Source organism: Campylobacter sp. BCW_6461 (genome assembly GCF_001762735.1).
In the GTDB taxonomy this organism is placed as follows: Bacteria; Campylobacterota; Campylobacteria; order Campylobacterales; family Campylobacteraceae; genus Campylobacter_D; species Campylobacter_D jejuni.
This window is the reverse complement of the sequence record NZ_MJXJ01000023.1, coordinates 327648-348534: the sequence shown is the minus strand read 5'-3', so window position 1 is coordinate 348534 and position 20887 is coordinate 327648. Positions and strand designations below refer to the sequence as shown.

At 35.3% G+C, this 20887-nt stretch carries 13 protein-coding genes, 2 tRNA genes, 3 rRNA genes and 1 pseudogene; 16 read left to right on the top strand and 3 right to left on the bottom strand.

Annotation, left to right across the window (positions count from 1 at the left end):
• Window positions 1-449: 449 nt before the first annotated feature.
• From AJ882_RS06900 to rrf, 5 genes are all read left to right on the top strand, one after another.
• A 16S ribosomal RNA gene (locus AJ882_RS06900) occupies window positions 450-1962 on the top strand.
• Window positions 1963-2064: 102 nt separating this feature from the next.
• Window positions 2065-2140: transfer RNA gene (locus AJ882_RS06895), tRNA-Ala, on the top strand.
• A gap of 8 nt (window positions 2141-2148) precedes the next feature.
• Window positions 2149-2225: transfer RNA gene (locus tag AJ882_RS06890), tRNA-Ile, on the top strand.
• 533 nt (window positions 2226-2758) lie between these two features.
• A 23S ribosomal RNA gene (locus AJ882_RS06885) occupies window positions 2759-5814 on the top strand.
• 256 nt (window positions 5815-6070) lie between these two features.
• Window positions 6071-6187, top strand: a 5S ribosomal RNA gene (gene rrf, locus AJ882_RS06880).
• Together the 16S, 23S and 5S rRNA genes with 2 tRNA genes alongside form the textbook arrangement of a ribosomal RNA operon.
• A 195-nt stretch (window positions 6188-6382) precedes the next feature.
• Here rrf and murD read toward each other — a convergent pair.
• The gene (murD, locus tag AJ882_RS06875) at window positions 6383-7591 is read right to left on the bottom strand and encodes a UDP-N-acetylmuramoyl-L-alanine--D-glutamate ligase (protein ID WP_070279705.1); all 1209 of its coding nucleotides are present in this window, start codon (window positions 7589-7591) and stop codon (window positions 6383-6385) included.
• On the bottom strand, window positions 7591-8652 hold the full coding sequence (gene mraY / locus AJ882_RS06870; protein ID WP_002858494.1) for a phospho-N-acetylmuramoyl-pentapeptide-transferase: 1062 nt from the start codon (window positions 8650-8652) through the stop codon (window positions 7591-7593). The genes murD and mraY overlap by 1 nt, the downstream gene beginning before the upstream one ends.
• Before the next feature lie 79 nt (window positions 8653-8731).
• On the opposite strand from mraY, the gene gpmI reads away from it, so the two are divergent.
• From gpmI to sdhE, 7 genes are all read left to right on the top strand, one after another.
• A complete protein-coding gene (gene gpmI, locus AJ882_RS06865) occupies window positions 8732-10210 on the top strand; it encodes a 2,3-bisphosphoglycerate-independent phosphoglycerate mutase (RefSeq protein ID WP_002867628.1) in 1479 nt (492 codons plus the stop codon).
• Entirely contained in the window at window positions 10194-10292 is a 99-nt protein-coding gene (locus tag AJ882_RS09725; protein ID WP_002869268.1) for a hypothetical protein, read from the top strand. Before gpmI ends, AJ882_RS09725 begins: the two co-directional genes overlap by 17 nt.
• Window positions 10282-11025 carry a 3-oxoacyl-ACP reductase FabG gene (gene fabG, locus AJ882_RS06855; RefSeq protein WP_002859879.1) on the top strand — a complete coding sequence of 248 codons (744 nt, stop codon included), beginning with the start codon at window positions 10282-10284 and terminating at the stop codon, window positions 11023-11025. Before AJ882_RS09725 ends, fabG begins: the two co-directional genes overlap by 11 nt.
• 6 nt (window positions 11026-11031) lie before the next feature.
• On the top strand, window positions 11032-11442 hold the full coding sequence (locus AJ882_RS06850) for a pyridoxamine 5'-phosphate oxidase family protein (protein WP_072227260.1): 411 nt from the start codon (window positions 11032-11034) through the stop codon (window positions 11440-11442).
• 338 nt (window positions 11443-11780) lie between these two features.
• Window positions 11781-13616 (top strand): 8-methylmenaquinol:fumarate reductase flavoprotein subunit, encoded by a 1836-nt coding sequence (sdhA, locus tag AJ882_RS06845; protein WP_014517188.1) that lies wholly within the window; start codon window positions 11781-11783, stop codon window positions 13614-13616.
• Entirely contained in the window at window positions 13613-14578 is a 966-nt protein-coding gene (gene sdhB / locus AJ882_RS06840; protein WP_002884828.1) for an 8-methylmenaquinol:fumarate reductase iron-sulfur subunit, read from the top strand. The genes sdhA and sdhB overlap by 4 nt, the downstream gene beginning before the upstream one ends.
• Window positions 14579-14581: 3 nt before the next feature.
• Window positions 14582-15439 (top strand): 8-methylmenaquinol:fumarate reductase membrane anchor subunit, encoded by an 858-nt coding sequence (sdhE, locus tag AJ882_RS06835; RefSeq protein WP_002867624.1) that lies wholly within the window; start codon window positions 14582-14584, stop codon window positions 15437-15439.
• A gap of 23 nt (window positions 15440-15462) precedes the next feature.
• On the opposite strand, the gene tenA is transcribed toward sdhE, so the two are convergent.
• Window positions 15463-16131, bottom strand: a complete 669-nt coding sequence (gene tenA, locus AJ882_RS06830; protein ID WP_002864183.1) for a thiaminase II — start codon at window positions 16129-16131, stop codon at window positions 15463-15465.
• 109 nt (window positions 16132-16240) lie between these two features.
• Here tenA and acpP point away from each other — a divergent pair, with 109 nt between their 5' ends.
• The 4 genes and pseudogenes from acpP to AJ882_RS06810 all read left to right on the top strand — a co-directional run bounded on the left by acpP (window position 16241) and on the right by AJ882_RS06810 (window position 20861).
• Window positions 16241-16474 carry an acyl carrier protein gene (acpP, locus tag AJ882_RS06825; RefSeq protein WP_002867623.1) on the top strand — a complete coding sequence of 78 codons (234 nt, stop codon included), beginning with the start codon at window positions 16241-16243 and terminating at the stop codon, window positions 16472-16474.
• Between the two features lie 26 nt (window positions 16475-16500).
• On the top strand, window positions 16501-17715 hold the full coding sequence (locus tag AJ882_RS06820) for a beta-ketoacyl-ACP synthase II (protein WP_002867622.1): 1215 nt from the start codon (window positions 16501-16503) through the stop codon (window positions 17713-17715).
• Between the two features lies 1 nt (window position 17716).
• Window positions 17717-18655, top strand: coding sequence for an acetyl-CoA carboxylase carboxyltransferase subunit alpha (locus tag AJ882_RS06815; protein ID WP_002867621.1), 939 nt, complete (start codon window positions 17717-17719; stop codon window positions 18653-18655).
• A 133-nt stretch (window positions 18656-18788) separates the two neighbouring features.
• Window positions 18789-20861 (top strand): annotated as a pseudogene (locus AJ882_RS06810) (TonB-dependent receptor domain-containing protein).
• The last annotated feature ends 26 nt before the right edge of the window (window positions 20862-20887 follow it).

The window sequence follows — 20887 nt, the reverse complement described above, 5'->3', positions numbered from 1 at the left end:
ATATAAATACTTACACAAATATTTATACTATTTAATCCTTTGTTTAATCCCCTTTTAAGTTTAATTGGTTATACTTTCATTTCCTTTTTTTGAAAAAAGGACTTAAAATCTTTTAAATTATAAAGTTTCACTAGCTTAGTAGATTTTATAAATTAACTCTTTTGGTTTTTGTCTTATAAACTAAAAGCTTTTTTATAAATCTTGTTTTTTAATTTAAAAACTTTTCTTTTAAAAATGATTTTTTGTTTTGTTCTTTTAACTTAGTATTGTTATTCAAATCTTATTAGTCAATCTTTGAAATCTAAATAAGTGATCGATTGAGCCAGAAAGATTTAGGCATAAGTAATTATGTAAAATCTATTCAATCTAATAATTAAAAAGATTAAAAGTTTTTCTTTTAATCTTTCATAACTTTTTCTTTGAAGAAAAAGATTAAACTATCTATAATTTTTATGGAGAGTTTGATCCTGGCTCAGAGTGAACGCTGGCGGCGTGCCTAATACATGCAAGTCGAACGATGAAGCTTCTAGCTTGCTAGAAGTGGATTAGTGGCGCACGGGTGAGTAAGGTATAGTTAATCTGCCCTACACAAGAGGACAACAGTTGGAAACGACTGCTAATACTCTATACTCCTGCTTAACACAAGTTGAGTAGGGAAAGTTTTTCGGTGTAGGATGAGACTATATAGTATCAGCTAGTTGGTAAGGTAATGGCTTACCAAGGCTATGACGCTTAACTGGTCTGAGAGGATGATCAGTCACACTGGAACTGAGACACGGTCCAGACTCCTACGGGAGGCAGCAGTAGGGAATATTGCGCAATGGGGGAAACCCTGACGCAGCAACGCCGCGTGGAGGATGACACTTTTCGGAGCGTAAACTCCTTTTCTTAGGGAAGAATTCTGACGGTACCTAAGGAATAAGCACCGGCTAACTCCGTGCCAGCAGCCGCGGTAATACGGAGGGTGCAAGCGTTACTCGGAATCACTGGGCGTAAAGGGCGCGTAGGCGGATTATCAAGTCTCTTGTGAAATCTAATGGCTTAACCATTAAACTGCTTGGGAAACTGATAGTCTAGAGTGAGGGAGAGGCAGATGGAATTGGTGGTGTAGGGGTAAAATCCGTAGATATCACCAAGAATACCCATTGCGAAGGCGATCTGCTGGAACTCAACTGACGCTAAGGCGCGAAAGCGTGGGGAGCAAACAGGATTAGATACCCTGGTAGTCCACGCCCTAAACGATGTACACTAGTTGTTGGGGTGCTAGTCATCTCAGTAATGCAGCTAACGCATTAAGTGTACCGCCTGGGGAGTACGGTCGCAAGATTAAAACTCAAAGGAATAGACGGGGACCCGCACAAGCGGTGGAGCATGTGGTTTAATTCGAAGATACGCGAAGAACCTTACCTGGGCTTGATATCCTAAGAACCTTTTAGAGATAAGAGGGTGCTAGCTTGCTAGAACTTAGAGACAGGTGCTGCACGGCTGTCGTCAGCTCGTGTCGTGAGATGTTGGGTTAAGTCCCGCAACGAGCGCAACCCACGTATTTAGTTGCTAACGGTTCGGCCGAGCACTCTAAATAGACTGCCTTCGTAAGGAGGAGGAAGGTGTGGACGACGTCAAGTCATCATGGCCCTTATGCCCAGGGCGACACACGTGCTACAATGGCATATACAATGAGACGCAATACCGCGAGGTGGAGCAAATCTATAAAATATGTCCCAGTTCGGATTGTTCTCTGCAACTCGAGAGCATGAAGCCGGAATCGCTAGTAATCGTAGATCAGCCATGCTACGGTGAATACGTTCCCGGGTCTTGTACTCACCGCCCGTCACACCATGGGAGTTGATTTCACTCGAAGCCGGAATACTAAACTAGTTACCGTCCACAGTGGAATCAGCGACTGGGGTGAAGTCGTAACAAGGTAACCGTAGGAGAACCTGCGGTTGGATCACCTCCTTTCTAGAGTACAAAGTAATAAGTCTCACAACTATTACTTCAATATATAAACTCAATTGATTCTTGTTTAGATTTCAAAGATTGATGATAAAGCTAATTGTTTATGGGGAATTAGCTCAGCTGGGAGAGCGCCTGCTTTGCACGCAGGAGGTCAGCGGTTCGATCCCGCTATTCTCCACCATTTATTAAGGGCCTATAGCTCAGCTGGTTAGAGTGCACCCCTGATAAGGGTGAGGTCACAAGTTCAAGTCTTGTTAGGCCCACCATAAAAAAGATTTGAATAAAGAAGCTTTAAAATCTAAAGCAAGTATATAAAATAGATTAAATATAAAATATAAACTCTATACTTAGATTTATTTTTATCTTTAACTATAAAAGAATATACTTTAATAGATATAAGTAGCATATACATTATGCATTTATATTTATAATGATTATGTTAATATATATACTTCCTTTAGGTTTTAAACCTAAATGTTCTTTTAATTATCATTGTTAAGAGTCACAAGCAAGTTTTAATAAAAACAATTTTACAGGACTTGTTAAAGGATAAAACCTATTTATCTTTTCTTTAGTTTAACTTAACTTTTAGCTGTCTTCTCTTCTATGAATAAAGAGAATATTAGATTTAAGGATTATAAATTAAAGACAAGTTTCAAACTCACAGCTTAGTTGAGACTAAATCATTTAGTTTTATATTAAGTGTTTGAATGCTTTCCGTCTTAAGATAAAGAAGTCTTATCATAAAAACTTTAACAAGGAAGTGATGCGTTTTAGAATCAATAATAAAAGGTAAAAAAGGTAAGCTACTAAGAGCGAATGGTGGATGCCTTGACTGGTAAAGGCGATGAAGGACGTACTAGACTGCGATAAGCTACGGGGAGCTGTCAAGAAGCTTTGATCCGTAGATTTCCGAATGGGGCAACCCAATGTATAGAGATATACATTACCTATATAGGAGCGAACGAGGGGAATTGAAACATCTTAGTACCCTCAGGAAAAGAAATCAATAGAGATTGCGTCAGTAGCGGCGAGCGAAAGCGCAAGAGGGCAAACCCAGTGCTTGCACTGGGGGTTGTAGGACTGCAATGTGCAAGAGGTAAGTTTAGCAGAACATTCTGGAAAGTATAACCATAGAGGGTGATAGTCCCGTATGCGAAAAACAAACCTTAGCTAGCAGTATCCTGAGTAGGGCGGGACACGAGGAATCCTGTCTGAATCCGGGTCGACCACGATCCAACCCTAAATACTAATACCAGATCGATAGTGCACAAGTACCGTGAGGGAAAGGTGAAAAGAACTGAGGTGATCAGAGTGAAATAGAACCTGAAACCATTTGCTTACAATCATTCAGAGCCCTATGTAGCAATACAGGGTGATGGACTGCCTTTTGCATAATGAGCCTGCGAGTTGTGGTGTCTGGCAAGGTTAAGCAAACGCGAAGCCGTAGCGAAAGCGAGTCTGAATAGGGCGCTTAGTCAGATGCTGCAGACCCGAAACGAAGTGATCTATCCATGAGCAAGTTGAAGCTAGTGTAAGAACTAGTGGAGGACTGAACCCATAGGCGTTGAAAAGCCCCGGGATGACTTGTGGATAGGGGTGAAAGGCCAATCAAACTTCGTGATAGCTGGTTCTCTCCGAAATATATTTAGGTATAGCGTTGTGTCGTAATATAAGGGGGTAGAGCACTGAATGGGCTAGGGCATACACCAATGTACCAAACCCTATCAAACTCCGAATACCTTATATGTAATCACAGCAGTCAGGCGGCGAGTGATAAAATCCGTCGTCAAGAGGGAAACAACCCAGACTACCAGCTAAGGTCCCTAAATCTTACTTAAGTGGAAAACGATGTGAAGTTACTTAAACAACCAGGAGGTTGGCTTAGAAGCAGCCATCCTTTAAAGAAAGCGTAATAGCTCACTGGTCTAGTGATTTTGCGCGGAAAATATAACGGGGCTAAAGTAAGTACCGAAGCTGTAGACTTGCACACAACTTAGATTATTTAAGTTTAGAATATGAGAAACTAAGTTATATGTTTAGTTATATTTTTACTGATTTTTATAGAGTAAAGATAGAAATAAAACTTAGTAAAATCAGTAAAAATATTCTTAGACTAAAGTTAAGTAGTTTAAGTTGTGTGCAAGTGGTAGGAGAGCGTTCTATTTGCGTCGAAGGTATACCGGTAAGGAGTGCTGGAGCGAATAGAAGTGAGCATGCAGGCATGAGTAGCGATAATTAATGTGAGAATCATTAACGCCGTAAACCCAAGGTTTCCTACGCGATGCTCGTCATCGTAGGGTTAGTCGGGTCCTAAGTCGAGTCCGAAAGGGGTAGACGATGGCAAATTGGTTAATATTCCAATACCAACATTAGTGTGCGATGGAAGGACGCTTAGGGCTAAGGGGGCTAGCGGATGGAAGTGCTAGTCTAAGGTCGTAGGAGGTTATACAGGCAAATCCGTATAACAATACTCCGAGAACTGAAAGGCTTTTTGAAGTCTTCGGATGGATAGAAGAACCCCTGATGCCGTCGAGCCAAGAAAAGTTTCTAAGTTTAGCTAATGTTGCCCGTACCGTAAACCGACACAGGTGGGTGGGATGAGTATTCTAAGGCGCGTGGAAGAACTCTCTTTAAGGAACTCTGCAAAATAGCACCGTATCTTCGGTATAAGGTGTGGTTAGCTTTGTATTAGGATTTACTCCGAAAGCAAGGAAACTTACAACAAAGAGTCCCTCCCGACTGTTTACCAAAAACACAGCACTCTGCTAACTCGTAAGAGGATGTATAGGGTGTGACGCCTGCCCGGTGCTCGAAGGTTAATTGATGGGGTTAGCATTAGCGAAGCTCTTGATCGAAGCCCGAGTAAACGGCGGCCGTAACTATAACGGTCCTAAGGTAGCGAAATTCCTTGTCGGTTAAATACCGACCTGCATGAATGGCGTAACGAGATGGGAGCTGTCTCAAAGAGGGATCCAGTGAAATTGTAGTGGAGGTGAAAATTCCTCCTACCCGCGGCAAGACGGAAAGACCCCGTGGACCTTTACTACAGCTTGACACTGCTACTTGGATAAGAATGTGCAGGATAGGTGGGAGGCTTTGAGTATATGACGCCAGTTGTATATGAGCCATTGTTGAGATACCACTCTTTCTTATTTGGGTAGCTAACCAGCTTGAGTTATCCTCAAGTGGGACAATGTCTGGTGGGTAGTTTGACTGGGGCGGTCGCCTCCCAAATAATAACGGAGGCTTACAAAGGTTGGCTCAGAACGGTTGGAAATCGTTCGTAGAGTATAAAGGTATAAGCCAGCTTAACTGCAAGACATACAAGTCAAGCAGAGACGAAAGTCGGTCTTAGTGATCCGGTGGTTCTGTGTGGAAGGGCCATCGCTCAAAGGATAAAAGGTACCCCGGGGATAACAGGCTGATCTCCCCCAAGAGCTCACATCGACGGGGAGGTTTGGCACCTCGATGTCGGCTCATCGCATCCTGGGGCTGGAGCAGGTCCCAAGGGTATGGCTGTTCGCCATTTAAAGCGGTACGCGAGCTGGGTTCAGAACGTCGTGAGACAGTTCGGTCCCTATCTGCCGTGGGCGTAAGAAGATTGAAGAGATTTGACCCTAGTACGAGAGGACCGGGTTGAACAAACCACTGGTGTAGCTGTTGTTCTGCCAAGAGCATCGCAGCGTAGCTAAGTTTGGAAAGGATAAACGCTGAAAGCATCTAAGCGTGAAGCCAACTCTAAGATGAATCTTCTCTAAGCTCTCTAGAAGACTACTAGTTTGATAGGCTGGGTGTGTAATGGATGAAAGTCCTTTAGCTGACCAGTACTAATAGAGCGTTTGGCTTATCTTTAATAAAGCATCACTTCCTTGTTAAGGTTTTTAAGAAGACTTTGAATATAGATAATATTTAGAGTTTAATAGAAATCTTTCAAGTAGAGTTTGTATTAGAACTTGCTCTTAACATTGTTTTTTAAGTATTCTATATAAAAACTTATCAAAGATAAAAGATAAGAAAAGAAGAAAGAGAATAAAGAAAAAAGTAAAGAAATAAAAGATTAAGCTTTATTTTTTAAATTCAATCTTTCAAAGAATATTTAAATAACAATGTCCGTGATTATACAGATGTGGAAACGCCTTGCTCCATCCCGAACCAAGAAGCTAAGCACATCGTGGGTGATGATACTACGCCTTACTGGCAGGGGGAAAGTAGCTCATTGCGGACTTGTTAAATGTCTTCATTACTTACTTTATATATAAATCCTATGTTTATTTTTATTGTTGTTTTAGATGATACTTAGAATCGTGTTTAAAAAAGAGTTTGCTGCTGGTTAGGGTTTTTAGAGAGAATAGGGTGTTTTTAGGGGTTTGAAAATACTAGAAGGATAAAATTTAAAATTTTCTATGAAAAGTAAAATAAATTAAATTTTATTCACACATTCTTTAAAGACTTTTCCACGCTCTGCGTAAGAGTTGAACTGATCTAAACTTGCACAAGCGGGACTTAAAAGAGCTACTTCATTGACTCTTAAGTGATTTGAAATTTCATTTACAGCTTTAGATAAAACTTCACATTTATAGGCTTTCAAATTCGCTTTTTTTGCATAATCAAGCATTTTTTCGGTACTAATGCCTATAGCATAGAGTTCTATATCAAATCCTTTCATAAAATCAAATAAATTACTAAGATCTACACCCTTATCATCTCCCCCTATGATAAGATGGATTTTTTTATCTTTATAGCGACTAAGCGCAGCCATTACTGCACTTTCATTTGTGGCTTTAGTGTCATTTACCCAAAGCCTATTTTGACTGTCTTTAATCTCTTCGAGTTTATTTTTTTTCATTACAAAGCTATTTAAAAGCTCATAGCTTAAAGTATCAAGTAGAATTTTTTCTATAGCTAAAGCCATGATAGCATCGAGTAAAAAAGGACTTTTAAAGGAAATTTTTTCCGTATCAATGCCAAATTTAACAGCTAGATCTTTTTCATCTTCATAGCTTATTTTATGAGCTTTTGTTGGAGTATTTGCATAAATTTTAGGCAGTATTGTTACATCACATTCATTCATTCTTTTTAAAACGCTTAGCTTATCTTGAACATAATTATCAAAACTTCCATGCCAAGAAAGATGATCAGGACTGATGGGTAAAAGTGCATAAATTTCAGGTTTAGCTTTATGAGTGTAGTGTAGGGTAAAAGATGAAGTTTCAAGTATCCAAAGTTTTTCATAAGGATTAAGCTCTGCTAAAGGAGTTCCAACATTTCCACCCATAACAGCACCAATATGTGATAATAAATGTGTAGCCATTTGAGTAGTGGTTGTTTTTCCATTAGTTCCACTTATCCAAACAGATTTTGGCATGACATCGTAAAAAAAGTCATATTCACTTTGTAAATTTTTTGCTTCTTGAATGAGTTTGTGCTTTGGTGGAAAACCTGGACTAGGAATTTCAATGTCGCTTAAATTATCATCAAAATCATTAGGATTTAAAAGTAAATTTCCTAGTGTATCTTTTTTTGTTTCTGTAAAATGATCATCATAAATATCAAAAGGTCCAAATTTATCTACTAAATTTTCAGCAATAGCACGTGTGGTTTTTCCGTATCCAAAAAGTGAAATTTTCATTATCTTAGCTTTATTGATGCAAGTGCAAGCAAATTTGAAAGTAAGGCTATCATCCAAAAACGCACTATAATTTTATTTTCCACCCAGCCAACTTTTTCAAAATGATGATGAATAGGCGCCATTTTAAATACTCTTTTATTAAAAATTTTAAAACTTCCAACTTGTAAAATTACAGAAACAGTTTCAAGAACAAAAACAAAACCTATGAGTAAAAGTAAAATTTCATTTTTGCTAATAACGGCTAAAAATCCTATAAAGCCACCTAAAGCTAAACTTCCACTATCTCCCATAAAAACTTGTGCAGGATAACAGTTGTACCATAAAAATCCCATTAAAGCACCAATTAGCGCTGCACAAATAATCACTACTTCACCAAGTCCTTGAATTTTTGGCAAAAGTAGATATTCACTATAATTTAAATTTCCACTCAAATATAAGAATATCCCTAAAGTAGATAAAGAAAAAATGCCTGGAACTGTAGCTAAGCCATCAAGTCCATCGGTTAAATTTACAGCATTAGAGCTAGAAATTAAAACCAAAATCCAAAAAGCAATGGCAAAAATTTCCATATCAAAAAGAGGGTGTTTGTAAAAAGGTATAAAAAGTTCCGTGCTAAGCTCTGAACTAAAATATAAAGGTAAGATGCAAATAAGTCCAGCGATGATTTGTGCTAAAAGCTTCATTCTTGGACTAAGTCCTGAATGATTATCTTTTTTTAGAACTTTGCCTAAATCATCTATGAGGCCTATCAAACAAAAAAGTATCAAACAAAGTAAAGCACTTATAGCAAAAATATTATCAAATTTGATACAAAATAAACTTGCGATTACCGCAGAACTGATGAAAATAAGCCCACCCATGGTTGGAGTATGGCATTTGGTTTTATGAGTTTCTGGGGCGTATTCGTAAATAGGTTGACTAGCATTTTTAGCTTTTGCCCAAGTAATAAATTTAGGCATTAAAAATAAAGACAAACATAAAGCGATAAAAAATGCAAAGCCTGCACGCACACTAATATAAGTAAAAAAAGCATAATGACTTAAATCTGAAAGATAATACAAAACCTAGCCTTCTTTTTGGTTTTTAAAAGTTTAATTTTAGTAAAATCTAACCAAAAAAATTCTTATAAAAGAGAGAAAAATGAAGCAAAAATGCGTTTTAATTATTACAGATGGAATAGGGTATAATAAGAATAGTAAGTTTAATGCTTTTGAAGCAGCTAAAAAACCAAGTTATGAAAAGCTTTTTAAGGAAGTCCCAAATTCTTTACTAAAAACGAGTGGTTTAGCTGTAGGTTTGCCAGAAGGGCAGATGGGAAATAGTGAAGTAGGGCATATGTGTATAGGAAGTGGGCGTATTATTTATCAAAATTTAGTGCGTATTAATAAAGTCATTGAAAACAAAGAACTTGAAAAAAATGAGAATTTACAAAAACTTTTAGCAAAATGTAAAAGAGTGCATATTATAGGGCTTTATAGTGATGGCGGGGTACATTCTATGGATACGCATTTTAAAGCCATGCTTGAAATTTGTGCGAAAAATGGCAATGAAGTTTTTGCTCACACAATCACTGATGGGCGTGATGTAAGTCCAAAAAGTGGCTTAAATTTCATAAAAGATTTAAAAGAATTTTGTGAAAACTTAGGCGTGCATTTTGCTACGCTTTGTGGGCGTTTTTATGCTATGGATAGAGATAAGCGTTGGGATAGGGTAAAAGAGTATTGTGAGTGCTTGTTAGGTAAGGCTTATAAAGTGCCAAATTTATTAGAATACCTACAAAAATCTTACGATGAAAATGTTACTGATGAGTTTATCAAAGCAGCTCAAAATGAGAATTACAAGGGCATGAGAGAAGAAGATGGCATTATCTTTATCAACTTTAGAAATGATAGAATGAAACAACTTGTTGAAGTGTTAAATTCTAAGGATTTTAAAGAGTTTGAACGCGAAAAAATCTTTGAAAATTTACTTACTATGAGTGTTTATGATGATAAATTTAAACTCCCTGTGCTTTTTGAAAAAGAAAAAATTGAAAATACTTTAGCGCAAGTGATTTCTAAAGCAGGGCTTAGTCAGCTTCATACCGCAGAAACCGAAAAATACGCCCATGTAACTTTCTTTTTTAATGGCGGAAAAGAAGAGCTTTTAGAAAATGAAACAAGGGTTTTAATCCCAAGCCCCAAGGTAAAAACTTATGATGAAAAACCCCAAATGAGTGCTTTTGAAGTGTGTGATGCAGTGAAAAAAGGCATAGAAAAGGGTGAGGATTTTATAGTGGTAAATTTTGCAAATGGAGATATGGTTGGACATACAGGTGATTTTAATGCTGCTATAAAGGCTGTCGAAGCGGTGGATACTTGTTTGGGCGAGATTATAGAATGTGCAAAAAAGCATGATTATGCTTTTATCATTACAAGTGATCATGGAAATTGCGAGGCTATGCAAGATGAAAAAGGAAATTTGCTTACCAATCACACCACTTTTGATGTTTTTGTTTTTGTGCAAGCAAAGGGAGTTTCAAAGATTAAAGATAATATGGGGCTTAGCAATATCGCTGCAAGCGTGCTTAAAATTTTAGACTTAGAAATTCCAAAAGAAATGAATGAGGCTTTATTTTAGTTTGTTTGCCTTTTTTATAAGAAATTTGTTAAGATTGCAATTTTTAAAATTAAACTTATTAAGGATAGATAATGAAATTTAGTGGAAAAAATGTTTTAATTACTGGAGCAAGTAAGGGAATAGGTGCTTCTATCGCAAAAACTTTGGCGGGTTTTGGACTTAAAGTTTGGATCAATTATCGTTCAAAACCTGAACTTGCAGATGCTTTAAAAGATGAAATTATTGCAAGTGGTGGCGTTGCTGCTGTGATTAAATTTGATGCAAGCAAAGAAGATGAGTTTGAAAACGGTGTAAAAACTATAGTTGAGAGTGATGGAGAATTAAGTTATCTTGTAAATAATGCAGGCGTTACAAATGATAAACTTGCTTTAAGAATGAAATTAGAGGACTTTAGTAGCGTTGTAGATACAAATTTAAGCTCAGCTTTTTTAGGTTGTAGAGAAGCTTTAAAAACCATGAGTAAAAAACGTTTTGGTGCTGTTGTAAATATCGCTTCTATTGTCGGAGAAATGGGCAATGCTGGACAAGTAAATTATTCTGCTAGTAAAGGTGGAATGATAGCTATGACTAAATCTTTTGCTAAAGAAGGAGCAAGTAGAAATTTACGCTTTAACTGTGTGACTCCAGGTTTCATAAAAAGCGATATGACTGAAGTTTTAAGTGATGAAATCAAACAAACCTATCAAGACAATATCCCTTTAAAACGCTTTGCAGAACCTGAAGAAGTGGCTAATTGTGTAGCGTTTTTACTTAGTGATTATGCCTCTTATGTGACAGGCGATGTGCTTAAGATCAATGGTGGTTTATATATGTAAGGAAAAATGATGGATTTAAAAGAAATAGCACAATTTTTAGATGATAATGCACCAGCATTTTTAGCCACTTTAGGAACTTGTGGAAATCCTAGAGTGCGTCCTATACAAAGTCCATTGCTTGTGGGAGATAAAATTTATTTTTGCACAGCAAATACAAAAGGACTTTTTAAGCATATAAAAAATTATAATGGTATTGAATTTTGTTCTTGTGCAAAAGATGGGACTTTTTTAAGACTTAGAGCTAATGCGGTTTTTGAACCAAATTTAGAAGTTAAAAAAATGATGTTTAAAAAATATCCTTATCTTGTAAATCTTTATGAAACTCCGCAAAATCCAAAATTTGAAGTTTTTTATCTTGATCATTTAAGCGCTAGAATGCAATTTGTGAATGGAGAATTTAAGCTTTTTAAGGCTTAATGATTTGATAATTTTATTAACTATATATTAATTAAGATAAATATTATCTTAATTAATATTAACTTTTTGTTATTTTTTTTAAGGTATAATCATTCCGTTTAATTTGCAAGGAATAGATTATGATATATTGCAAAAATTTTTTAATATTTATTTTATTATATTCATCTATCTTCTTTGATTACTTATCTTATGCTTTTTTATATTTACTAAATTATAAATTTGTTTTTAATCCATTTTATATTGAAAGGAGAGTTTGTTTTTGGATTTTTGGCATGCGGTTATGTAAGATTGACTTACATTAAAAATTATTATTAATTTTTTTAAATAAGGAGAATGATATGGGTGAATTTTCTAGAAGAGATTTTATAAAAACAGCCTGTATTAGTGTAGGAGCTTTAGTTGCAAGTTCAAGTGGAGTTTATGCTTTAGATGATTCATCTAAGATGGATAAAGATACAAATTTACCTTCTTGCGATGTTTTGGTAATTGGATCAGGTGGAGCAGGTTTGCGTGCTGCAGCCGCAGTGAGAAAAGAAAATCCAAAATTAAGCGTTGTAGTAGCTACAAAGATGATGCCATCGCGTAACGCAACTTGTATGGCAGAGGGTGGAATTAATGGAGTTACTGATTTTTCTAATGGAGATTCCTATAAATTACATGCTTATGATACTATTAAAGGCGGAGCTTATTTGGTAGATCAAGAGGCGGCTTTAAAATTTTGCGAATTAGCTGGAAAGGCTATTTTTAATATGGATTTTATAGGAACCTTGTTTTCAAGAAATGAGCAAGGTGGAGTAGCTCAGCGTTTAATGGGAGGAGCTTCCAAGAAACGCTGTAACTATTCTGCAGATAAAACAGGTCATATTTTAATGCATTCTTGTTTAGATGATGCTATTAGTAGTGGTGTGAAATTTTTAATGGATCATGAACTTTTGGATATAGGTGTTGTGGATGGAAAATGCGAGGGTGTCGTTTTAAGAGATATACAAAGCGGTGGAATTTATCCTGTGTTATGCAAAGCTTTGGTGATTGCTACAGGGGGATACACAAGGATATTTTATAATAGAACTTCAACTCCTTTTATTGCCACAGGAGATGGTGTGGCAGCTGCTCTTAGAGCAGGACTTGGTTTTGAAGATCCTGAGATGATACAATTTCACCCAACAGGAGTTGCAAATGGTGGAACTCTTATTACAGAAGCGGCGCGCGGTGAAGGGGGATATCTTTTAAATAATCGTGGTGAGCGTTTTATGAAAAATTACCATGAAAAAATGGAGCTTGCACCGCGAGATATGGTTGCGCGTGCTATAGAAACAGAAATTCGTGAAGGTAGAGGTTATGGCGAGGGACTTGGAGCTTATGTTTTGTGCGATGTACGCCACTTAGGAAAAGAAAAAATTTTAAAAGATTTACCAAAAATTCGTCACACTGCAATGCTTTTTGAAAATATTGATTTAGTAGATACTCCTGTACCTATCCGTCCAACGGCACATTATTCTATGGGTGGAATTGAAGTGGCTAAATTTGAAGATATGAGTACTAAAATTGCTGGAATTTATGTAGGTGGAGAAGCTTCTTGCATTTCTATACATGGAGCTAATAGACTAGGGGGAAATTCTTTAGCCGATGCAGTTGTAACAGGGCATTTAGCAGGCATTGGTGCGACAAATTATGCTAAAGATGCAAGTTTTGGAAAAGGGGCAAAAACTCATGAACTTGCTCAAAAATGGCAGGTTAGATTTAAAGAAATTACAAATAATGGCGGAAATGGTCAAGAAATGTATGAATTGCGAGAAGAGCTAGGAAGTCAAAATTGGGATAATATGGGGATTTTTAGAACTCAAGAAAAACTCGATCTTCTAGCAAAAAAATTAGAAGATATACAAGCGAGATATGAAAAAATTCGTATTCCAAATCCTAATGAAGTGATGAATACTGCTTTTACAGATTATGTAGAGCTTGGTAATTTGATTTTACTTTCTCGCTGTGCTTGTTTAGCAGCTAGAAATAGACTTGAAAGCCGTGGGGCTCATACTAGAGAAGATTATCCAAAGCGAGATGATAAAAATTTCTTAAAACATAGCATTGTAAATTTAGAAAATGATGAATTAAAACTTAGTTATAAAGATGTCGTGGTAACTGAGTTTTCACTTGATGGAAGGAGAGTACAATGAAAATCATCATAGATCGTTTTAATGGCAAGGAAAAATATGAACAAAGTTATGATATTGATGATAAGGATATACAAGGAAAAACTCTGCTCTCTCTTTTACTTTTTATTAAAAAAACAAAAGATATTACTTTAAATTTTACCGCCTCTTGTCAATCTGCGATTTGTGGGGCTTGTGCAGTTCGTGTGAATGGGCATTCTTATCTTGCTTGTGATACTAAAATGCAAGATTTATTAAAAGAATATGATAATCCTTCAAGTATACGCATTTCTCCGCTTGGAAATTTTAGAGTAATTTCTGATTTAATTGTGGATTGGGAGCCTTCTATAGAAAATTTAAGAAAAATTCGTCCTGCCATGGTGGCAAAAAATGAATTTTCAGCGGAAAAGGGCTGTAAACAAAGTCAAGAAGAATTTGATCGTATTAGCAAGCAATGGGATTGTATTTTATGTGGTAGCTGTGCTTCAGAGTGTAATAAATTAGAAGCAGATAGTAGCGATTATATGCAACCTTTTGTTTTTACTCATGCTTGGCGTGCAGCGGCGGACTCTCGAGGTAAGGATCCTATGTTGCATGTAAAACCCAGCGTAATGAATGGACTTTGGCTTTGTGTTCATTGTCAAGAGTGCGCTGATCGTTGTCCAAAGGGTATAAGTTCAGTAAGTGATATAGCAAATTTAAGAGTGATGGCGATTAAAAAAGGTTTAAATGAAGGCTTAGGGCCTGATCATGCTGAAGCTTTTTATAAAGATTTAGTTGAAGGTTCAGGACGCTTGAATGAAATTTATCTTGCTTTGCGTTCTGAGGGTGTTATAGGTTCTATGGGTAAAACAGATATAGCTTTTAAACTTATGCGTGCAGGAAAAATGAATCCTATGCATGTTTTTGGCGAGGGTGAAATAGAAGGGCATAAAGATTTGGTTAAAATGATAAAGGCGGCACAAGAAGCTGCTGTTAAGGAGTAAAATATGCAAAAAGAGTACGCTTTTTTTCCAGGTTGTGTTTTATCTCAAGCTGCAAAAGAATCTAAAATTTCACTTGAAGCTATTGCACCTATTTTGGGTTGGAAGTTGAATGAAATTAAGGGGTGGAGTTGTTGTGGGGCTTCTCAAGCGCAGTGTGTTGATCCTATTGCGACTTTGGTAGCTAATGCAAGAAATATTGCTTTAGCAGAAGAGATGAAAATGCCAATGCTTACAACTTGTAGTACTTGTATGCTAACTTTAGCTAAAGCAAAAAATACTCTTGATAAGGGTGCAAAAGAACGCATCAATACTTTTTTAGCAAAAGGTGGAATGAAATATCAAGGTTCAACGCCTATTACAAGTCTTTTGTGGGAGCTTTATGAGGATTTGGATAATTTAAAAAGCAAGGTGAAAAAGCCGCTTTCAAATTTAAAAGTAGCTTTATTTTATGGTTGCCATAGTTTAAGACCTGAAGATGCTTTCGGTAAAAAAGAAAGTTCAACCAATCCAAAAAGTTTTGAAAGTGTAGTAGAAGTTTTAGGGGCTAAAATAGTTCCTTTTGAAAAACGCCTTGATTGTTGTGGTTTTCATGCTTCTTATCCTGCAGAAAAATCTGTGAAAAAAATGTCTAGTCAAATTGTCAATAATGCAAGTGAAAATCAAGCTGATTGTGTTGTAACACCTTGTCCACTTTGTCAAATGCAGCTTGATATCTATCAAGAAAGATTTCAAGATTATACTAATTCTAAAGCAAGATTGCCTATTATTCATTTATCACAATTAGTAGGACTTGCATTAGGACTTTCTAAAGAAATGGTTGGTTTAGATTATAATATTATTGATGCAAGTAAAATTGCATAAAAACATGGGCAAAAAGCCCATGTTTAAAGATTTAATTCCATTCTTAAAGAATGCTCCCAAAAAGCCACTTCTAAGCGTGTTACAGTATGAAAAATTTCGCTGAGTTTTTGGAATTTTTGTGCACCAACACTTGAAGTATAAGAATTAACAAAATCTTCAAATTCTTTAGCTTCATTTTGAAAATTTTCACTTCCATAGGTCAAAATCCATTCCTTGTAAGGATGATCTTTTAAATTTTCATTTTTTAAACGATTTATAATTTCAGCACCTATTTTTGCATAGCCTATAGCGCAAGCACTAAGAGCAACTAACATATCTAAAAAATCTCCATTTTCACCTACGCTTAACATATAACGCGAATAGGCTATATTGACTAAACTTTCATCTTTTATATCGAGTTCATCTGCATTAATGCCAAGAGATAAAATTGCACGATGAAGTTCCATTTCTCCTTCAACTATATAATTTTGAAATTTCATAGCAAAACGAAGTTCTTTTGCAGTATTTGAGTTAAGTGCTAATCTTGCATAACATTTTGCGTAATTAAGCAAATAAATATAATCTTGCTTGAGATAAAAAAGAAAATTTTCTTGCTTTAGGCTTTTATCTTCCAATTTTTTAACAAAATCATGATGTAGATAAGCATTCCAAATTTTTTGATTTTCTTTGATTAAATTAGAGAAAAGCATCATTTTTCCTTTATGTTTTAATATTTTATTTTCAAGTATAATGAAAAACTATAAATATTTTAAGCTTTTTATAGTAAAATACGCTTTATTTTAATTTTTTGAAGGAGAACAAATGGCAACATTTGATGATGTAAAAGCAGTAGTAGTAGAGCAATTAAGTATTGATGCAGATGCAGTTAAAATGGAATCAAAAATTATTGAAGATTTAGGTGCTGATTCTTTAGATGTTGTAGAGCTTATTATGGCTTTAGAAGAAAAATTTGAAATAGAAATTCCAGATAGTGATGCTGAAAAATTAATTAAAATTGAAGATGTTGTAAATTATATTGACAATCTAAAAAAATAATTTTTTTTCTTGCAAGGAGCTTATTCTTGAAAAGAGTTGTAGTTACAGGTATTGGTATGATCAATGCCCTTGGTTTAGATAAAGAAAGTTCATTTAAAGCAATTTGCAATGGAGAAAGCGGAGTAAATAAAATTACTCTTTTTGATGCTACGGACTTTCCTGTTCAAATTGCAGCTGAAGTTAAAAATTTTGATCCATTAGAGGTTGTTGATGGCAAAGAAGTAAAAAAAATTGACCGTTTCATACAACTTGGAATTAAAGCAGCAAGAGAAGCAATGCAGGATGCTGGATTTAGTGAAGAATTAGATAAAGAAGAATTTGGCATTGTTTCGGCTTCTGGTATTGGAGGTTTGCCTAACATAGAAAAAAATTCCATTATTTGTTCCGAGCGAGGTCCGCGTAAAATTTCCCCTTTTTTCATACCTTCAGCACTTGTAAATATGTTAGGAGGTTTGATTTCTATAGAGCATGGGCTTAAAGGGCCAAATATTTCTTGTGTTACAGCTTGTGCAGCAGGAACTCATGCTATAGGAGAAGCTTATAAAAGTATAGCTTTGGGAAATGCTAAAAAGATGTTAGTCATAGGTGCAGAAGCTGCGATTTGTCCTGTAGGTATAGGTGGTTTTGCTTCAATGAAAGCTTTATCAACTAGAAATGAAGATCCAGAGCATGCTTCAAGACCATTTGACAAAGAAAGAGATGGTTTTGTCATGGGAGAAGGTGCTGGAGCTTTAGTTTTTGAGGAATATGAAGAGGCTAAAAAACGCGGTGCTACGATTTATGCTGAATTAATTGGATTTGGAGAAAGTGCAGATGCGCATCATATTACTTCACCAACTTTAGATGGGCCTTTAAGAGCTATGAAAAAAGCTTTAAATATGGCAGGGAATCCAAAGGTAGATTATATCAATGCACATGGAACTTCAACCCCTGTAAATGACAAAAATGAAACAGCAGCAATTAAAGAGCTTTTTGGCAATAATATCCCGCTTATAAGTTCCACCAAAGGACAAACAGGTCATTGCTTGGGTGCTGCAGGTGCAATTGAAGCAGTTGTTAGTGTTATGGCTTTAAGAGATGGGGTAGTTCCACCTACAATCAATCAGCTTGTAAAAGATGATGAATGTGATCTTGATTATATTCCAAATATATCAAGAAAAGTAGATTTAAAAGTGGTGATGAGTAATTCTTTTGGTTTTGGTGGCACAAATGGCTGTGTTGTATTTAAAAAAGTAGATTAATATGGCTTCTTATTTAGATTTTGAAAAAAATATTCAGCAAATTGACGAGGACATTATCAATGCTCAGATTAAAGGAGATACTGAAGCTGTATCGATTTTAAAGAAAAATCTTGAAAAAGAAATTTCTAAAACTTATAAGAATTTAAGTGATTTTCAGCGTTTGCAATTAGCGCGTCATCCAGATCGCCCTTATGCTCTTGACTATATTGAACTTATTTTAAATGACGCTCACGAAATACATGGTGATCGTGCCTTTAGAGATGATCCTGCTATTGTTTGTTTTATGGGTTATTTAGGAGAGAAAAAAATAATTGTAATTGGTGAGCAAAAAGGACGTGGAACAAAAGATAAAATCGCTAGAAATTTTGGGATGCCACATCCTGAAGGATATCGCAAAGCCTTAAGAGTAGCAAGACTTGCAGAGAAATTTCAAATTCCTATTTTATTTTTGATAGATACTCCAGGTGCTTATCCTGGAATAGGTGCTGAAGAAAGAGGACAAAGTGAAGCTATCGCTAGAAATTTATATGAATTAAGTGATTTGAAAATACCGACCATTGCTATAGTTATCGGAGAAGGCGGTAGTGGCGGGGCGTTAGCTATAGGGGTTGCAGATAAACTTGTAATGATGAAAAATTCTGTTTTTTCAGTAATTTCTCCTGAAGGTTGTGCTGCAATACTTTGGAATGATCCTGCAAAAAGTGAAGCTGCAACCAAGGCTATGAAGGTAACGGCTGATGATTTAAAATCTCAAGGTTTAATTGATGATGTTATAGATGAGCCTACAAATGGTGCACATCGCAATAAAGAGGCTGCAGCAGTAGCTATTGCTGATTATGTAAAAAAATCTCTAAATGAACTTGAAAATATTGATGTACGAGAACTTTCTGCAAATCGTATGCAGAAAATTTTAAAGCTTGGAGCCTATCAAGAGGCTTAGGCTTTTACTTCGCTTTTTTAAATAATTTTATTATTTATAATTGTTATCAAAATTAAGTTAATTAAAAGTATTCTTTTTTTATACTTCAAAAATGATTTTAAATATCAAAATAATTATTTTTAAAGGAATTAATTTGACTCAAATCAAAAATATAAAATTTAAAAAAAGTTTACTGTGTTTTTTAATTTTATCTGGAGCTTTGTTAAAAGCAGAAGAAAAATATCAACTTAATGATGTTGTGGTTAGTGCTAGTGGTTTTGAACAAGATTTGGTTGATGCGCCTTGCTAGTATTTCTATCATTACAAAAGAAGAGCTTGAAAAAAGCCAATTAAGGATATAGGAGAGGCTATAGGAGATATTCCAGGTGTAGATGTGACTATGAATAAAACAGGCACTTATGATTTTAGCATACGAGGTTTTGGTAGTTCTTATACTCTAGTTTTAATTGATGGAAAACGTCAAAGTGTTGCAAATGGGTTTTATGATAATGGTTTTAGCGGCAGTGAGTCAGGATATCTGCCACCTTTGTCTATGATAGAGTGTATTGAGGTTATACGTGGTCCAGCTTCTACACTTTATGGCAGTGATGCTGTAGGCGGTGTGGATAAATATTATCACTAAGAAAAATCCTGATAAAATCGAAGCAAATATAGAATTTAATACTCTTTTACAACAGCACTCTAATCACTATGGTAATGCTGAGGGATTTAATGCTTATGTAGCAACTCCTTTGATTGAAGATATATTATCAATTTCTGCAAGGTTGAAGTATTATGATAAGGCAGCTTCTGATTTAAAATGGCCTACACCGGTTTGGAATAATAACAATCAAAGACCTGATAATTACCAAATTGCTAGTCATAGTCCAGGTGCTTTTACTAGTTTAGGTTTTGGTTCTAGGCTTAATTGGACAGTAGATGATAAAAATAATATATATTTTGATATAGAGCGATATATTAATGAAATTTCAGTGAATTCTACAAGTAGTAGGGCTATTAAAAGTGAAAGACAACTTTTTAAGGATAATATTGTTTTAAATCATGATGGTAACTATGATTTTGATTCAACTAACTCATATTTACAATATGGTAGCACTAAGGATAAGGAGCTGCATAGCCAAATTTGGGTAGGAGAAGGTAAGGTTGTTTTACCTTGGAATTTAGGTCAATACGGTAATTTAGTAAATACCTTTGGTGCAAGGATTGATTATGAGATATTAAAAAATGATCAAGCGAGCGCAGGTAGTCAAATAAGAGGTAAAAATCTTGATCAAACCACGGTTGCGCTTTATGGGGAAATGAGTATTTTATAACCGATGATTTGATTTTTACTACAGGTTTGCGTTATATTTATAGCGATTTGTTTGATTCTGAATTTACGCCTAGGGTTTATTTGGTTTATCACTTAAATGATAATATAGCCTTGAAAGGAGGTGTTTCAAAAGGCTATAAAACTCCTGCTGCCAAGCAGTTGACAAATGGATATTATAATTATGCCAATAATAATGCTTATTTTGGAAACCCTGACTTAAAACCAGAAGAAAGTATAAATTATGAATTGGGTGTTGATTTTATGGTATTTGATTTTGCACATTATTCTATTACAGGATTTATTACTGATTTTACAAATCAAATCAGTAGTGAAGATTTAACAGGTATGCAAAATGATATTAATTGTAGCAATGGCATTGTTTGTAAGCGTCCTATTAATCTTGGAAAAACGCAGACTAAAGGTATAGAATTTGCATTTAATACCAAAACTTACAATGGCTTTAGCCTAAATTCAAGTTATACTTTTATGGATAATCGCTACAAAGATGGTCAAAAAAATTGGTTTGGTGGTGATAGAATAGAAAATTTACCAAGACATATAGCAATGTTAAAATTAAACTATGAGCGAGGTAAATTTAGTTCCTATATAAAAACACGAGCAAGACTTGATACTATAGCTAAAGCAAAAGGTGGCGGTAATGGTAGTCTGCCATGGTAAAAATATAAGCCTTTTTATATAGTAGATTTAGGGATAAATTATAAAATCAATAAGCAATCTAGCTTAAGTTTTGCAGTGCAAAATCTTTTTGATAAAAATTTCTTTGATCCGCAAGTTACAAGATGGGATGGGGCTAATCCTGCTGGATATGCAAATCGCTATCAAGATTATACAGAAGGAAGAAGTTTTTGGTTAAGTTATAAATATGATTTTTAATTTTTTAAGGCTTTAATCACCTTTAT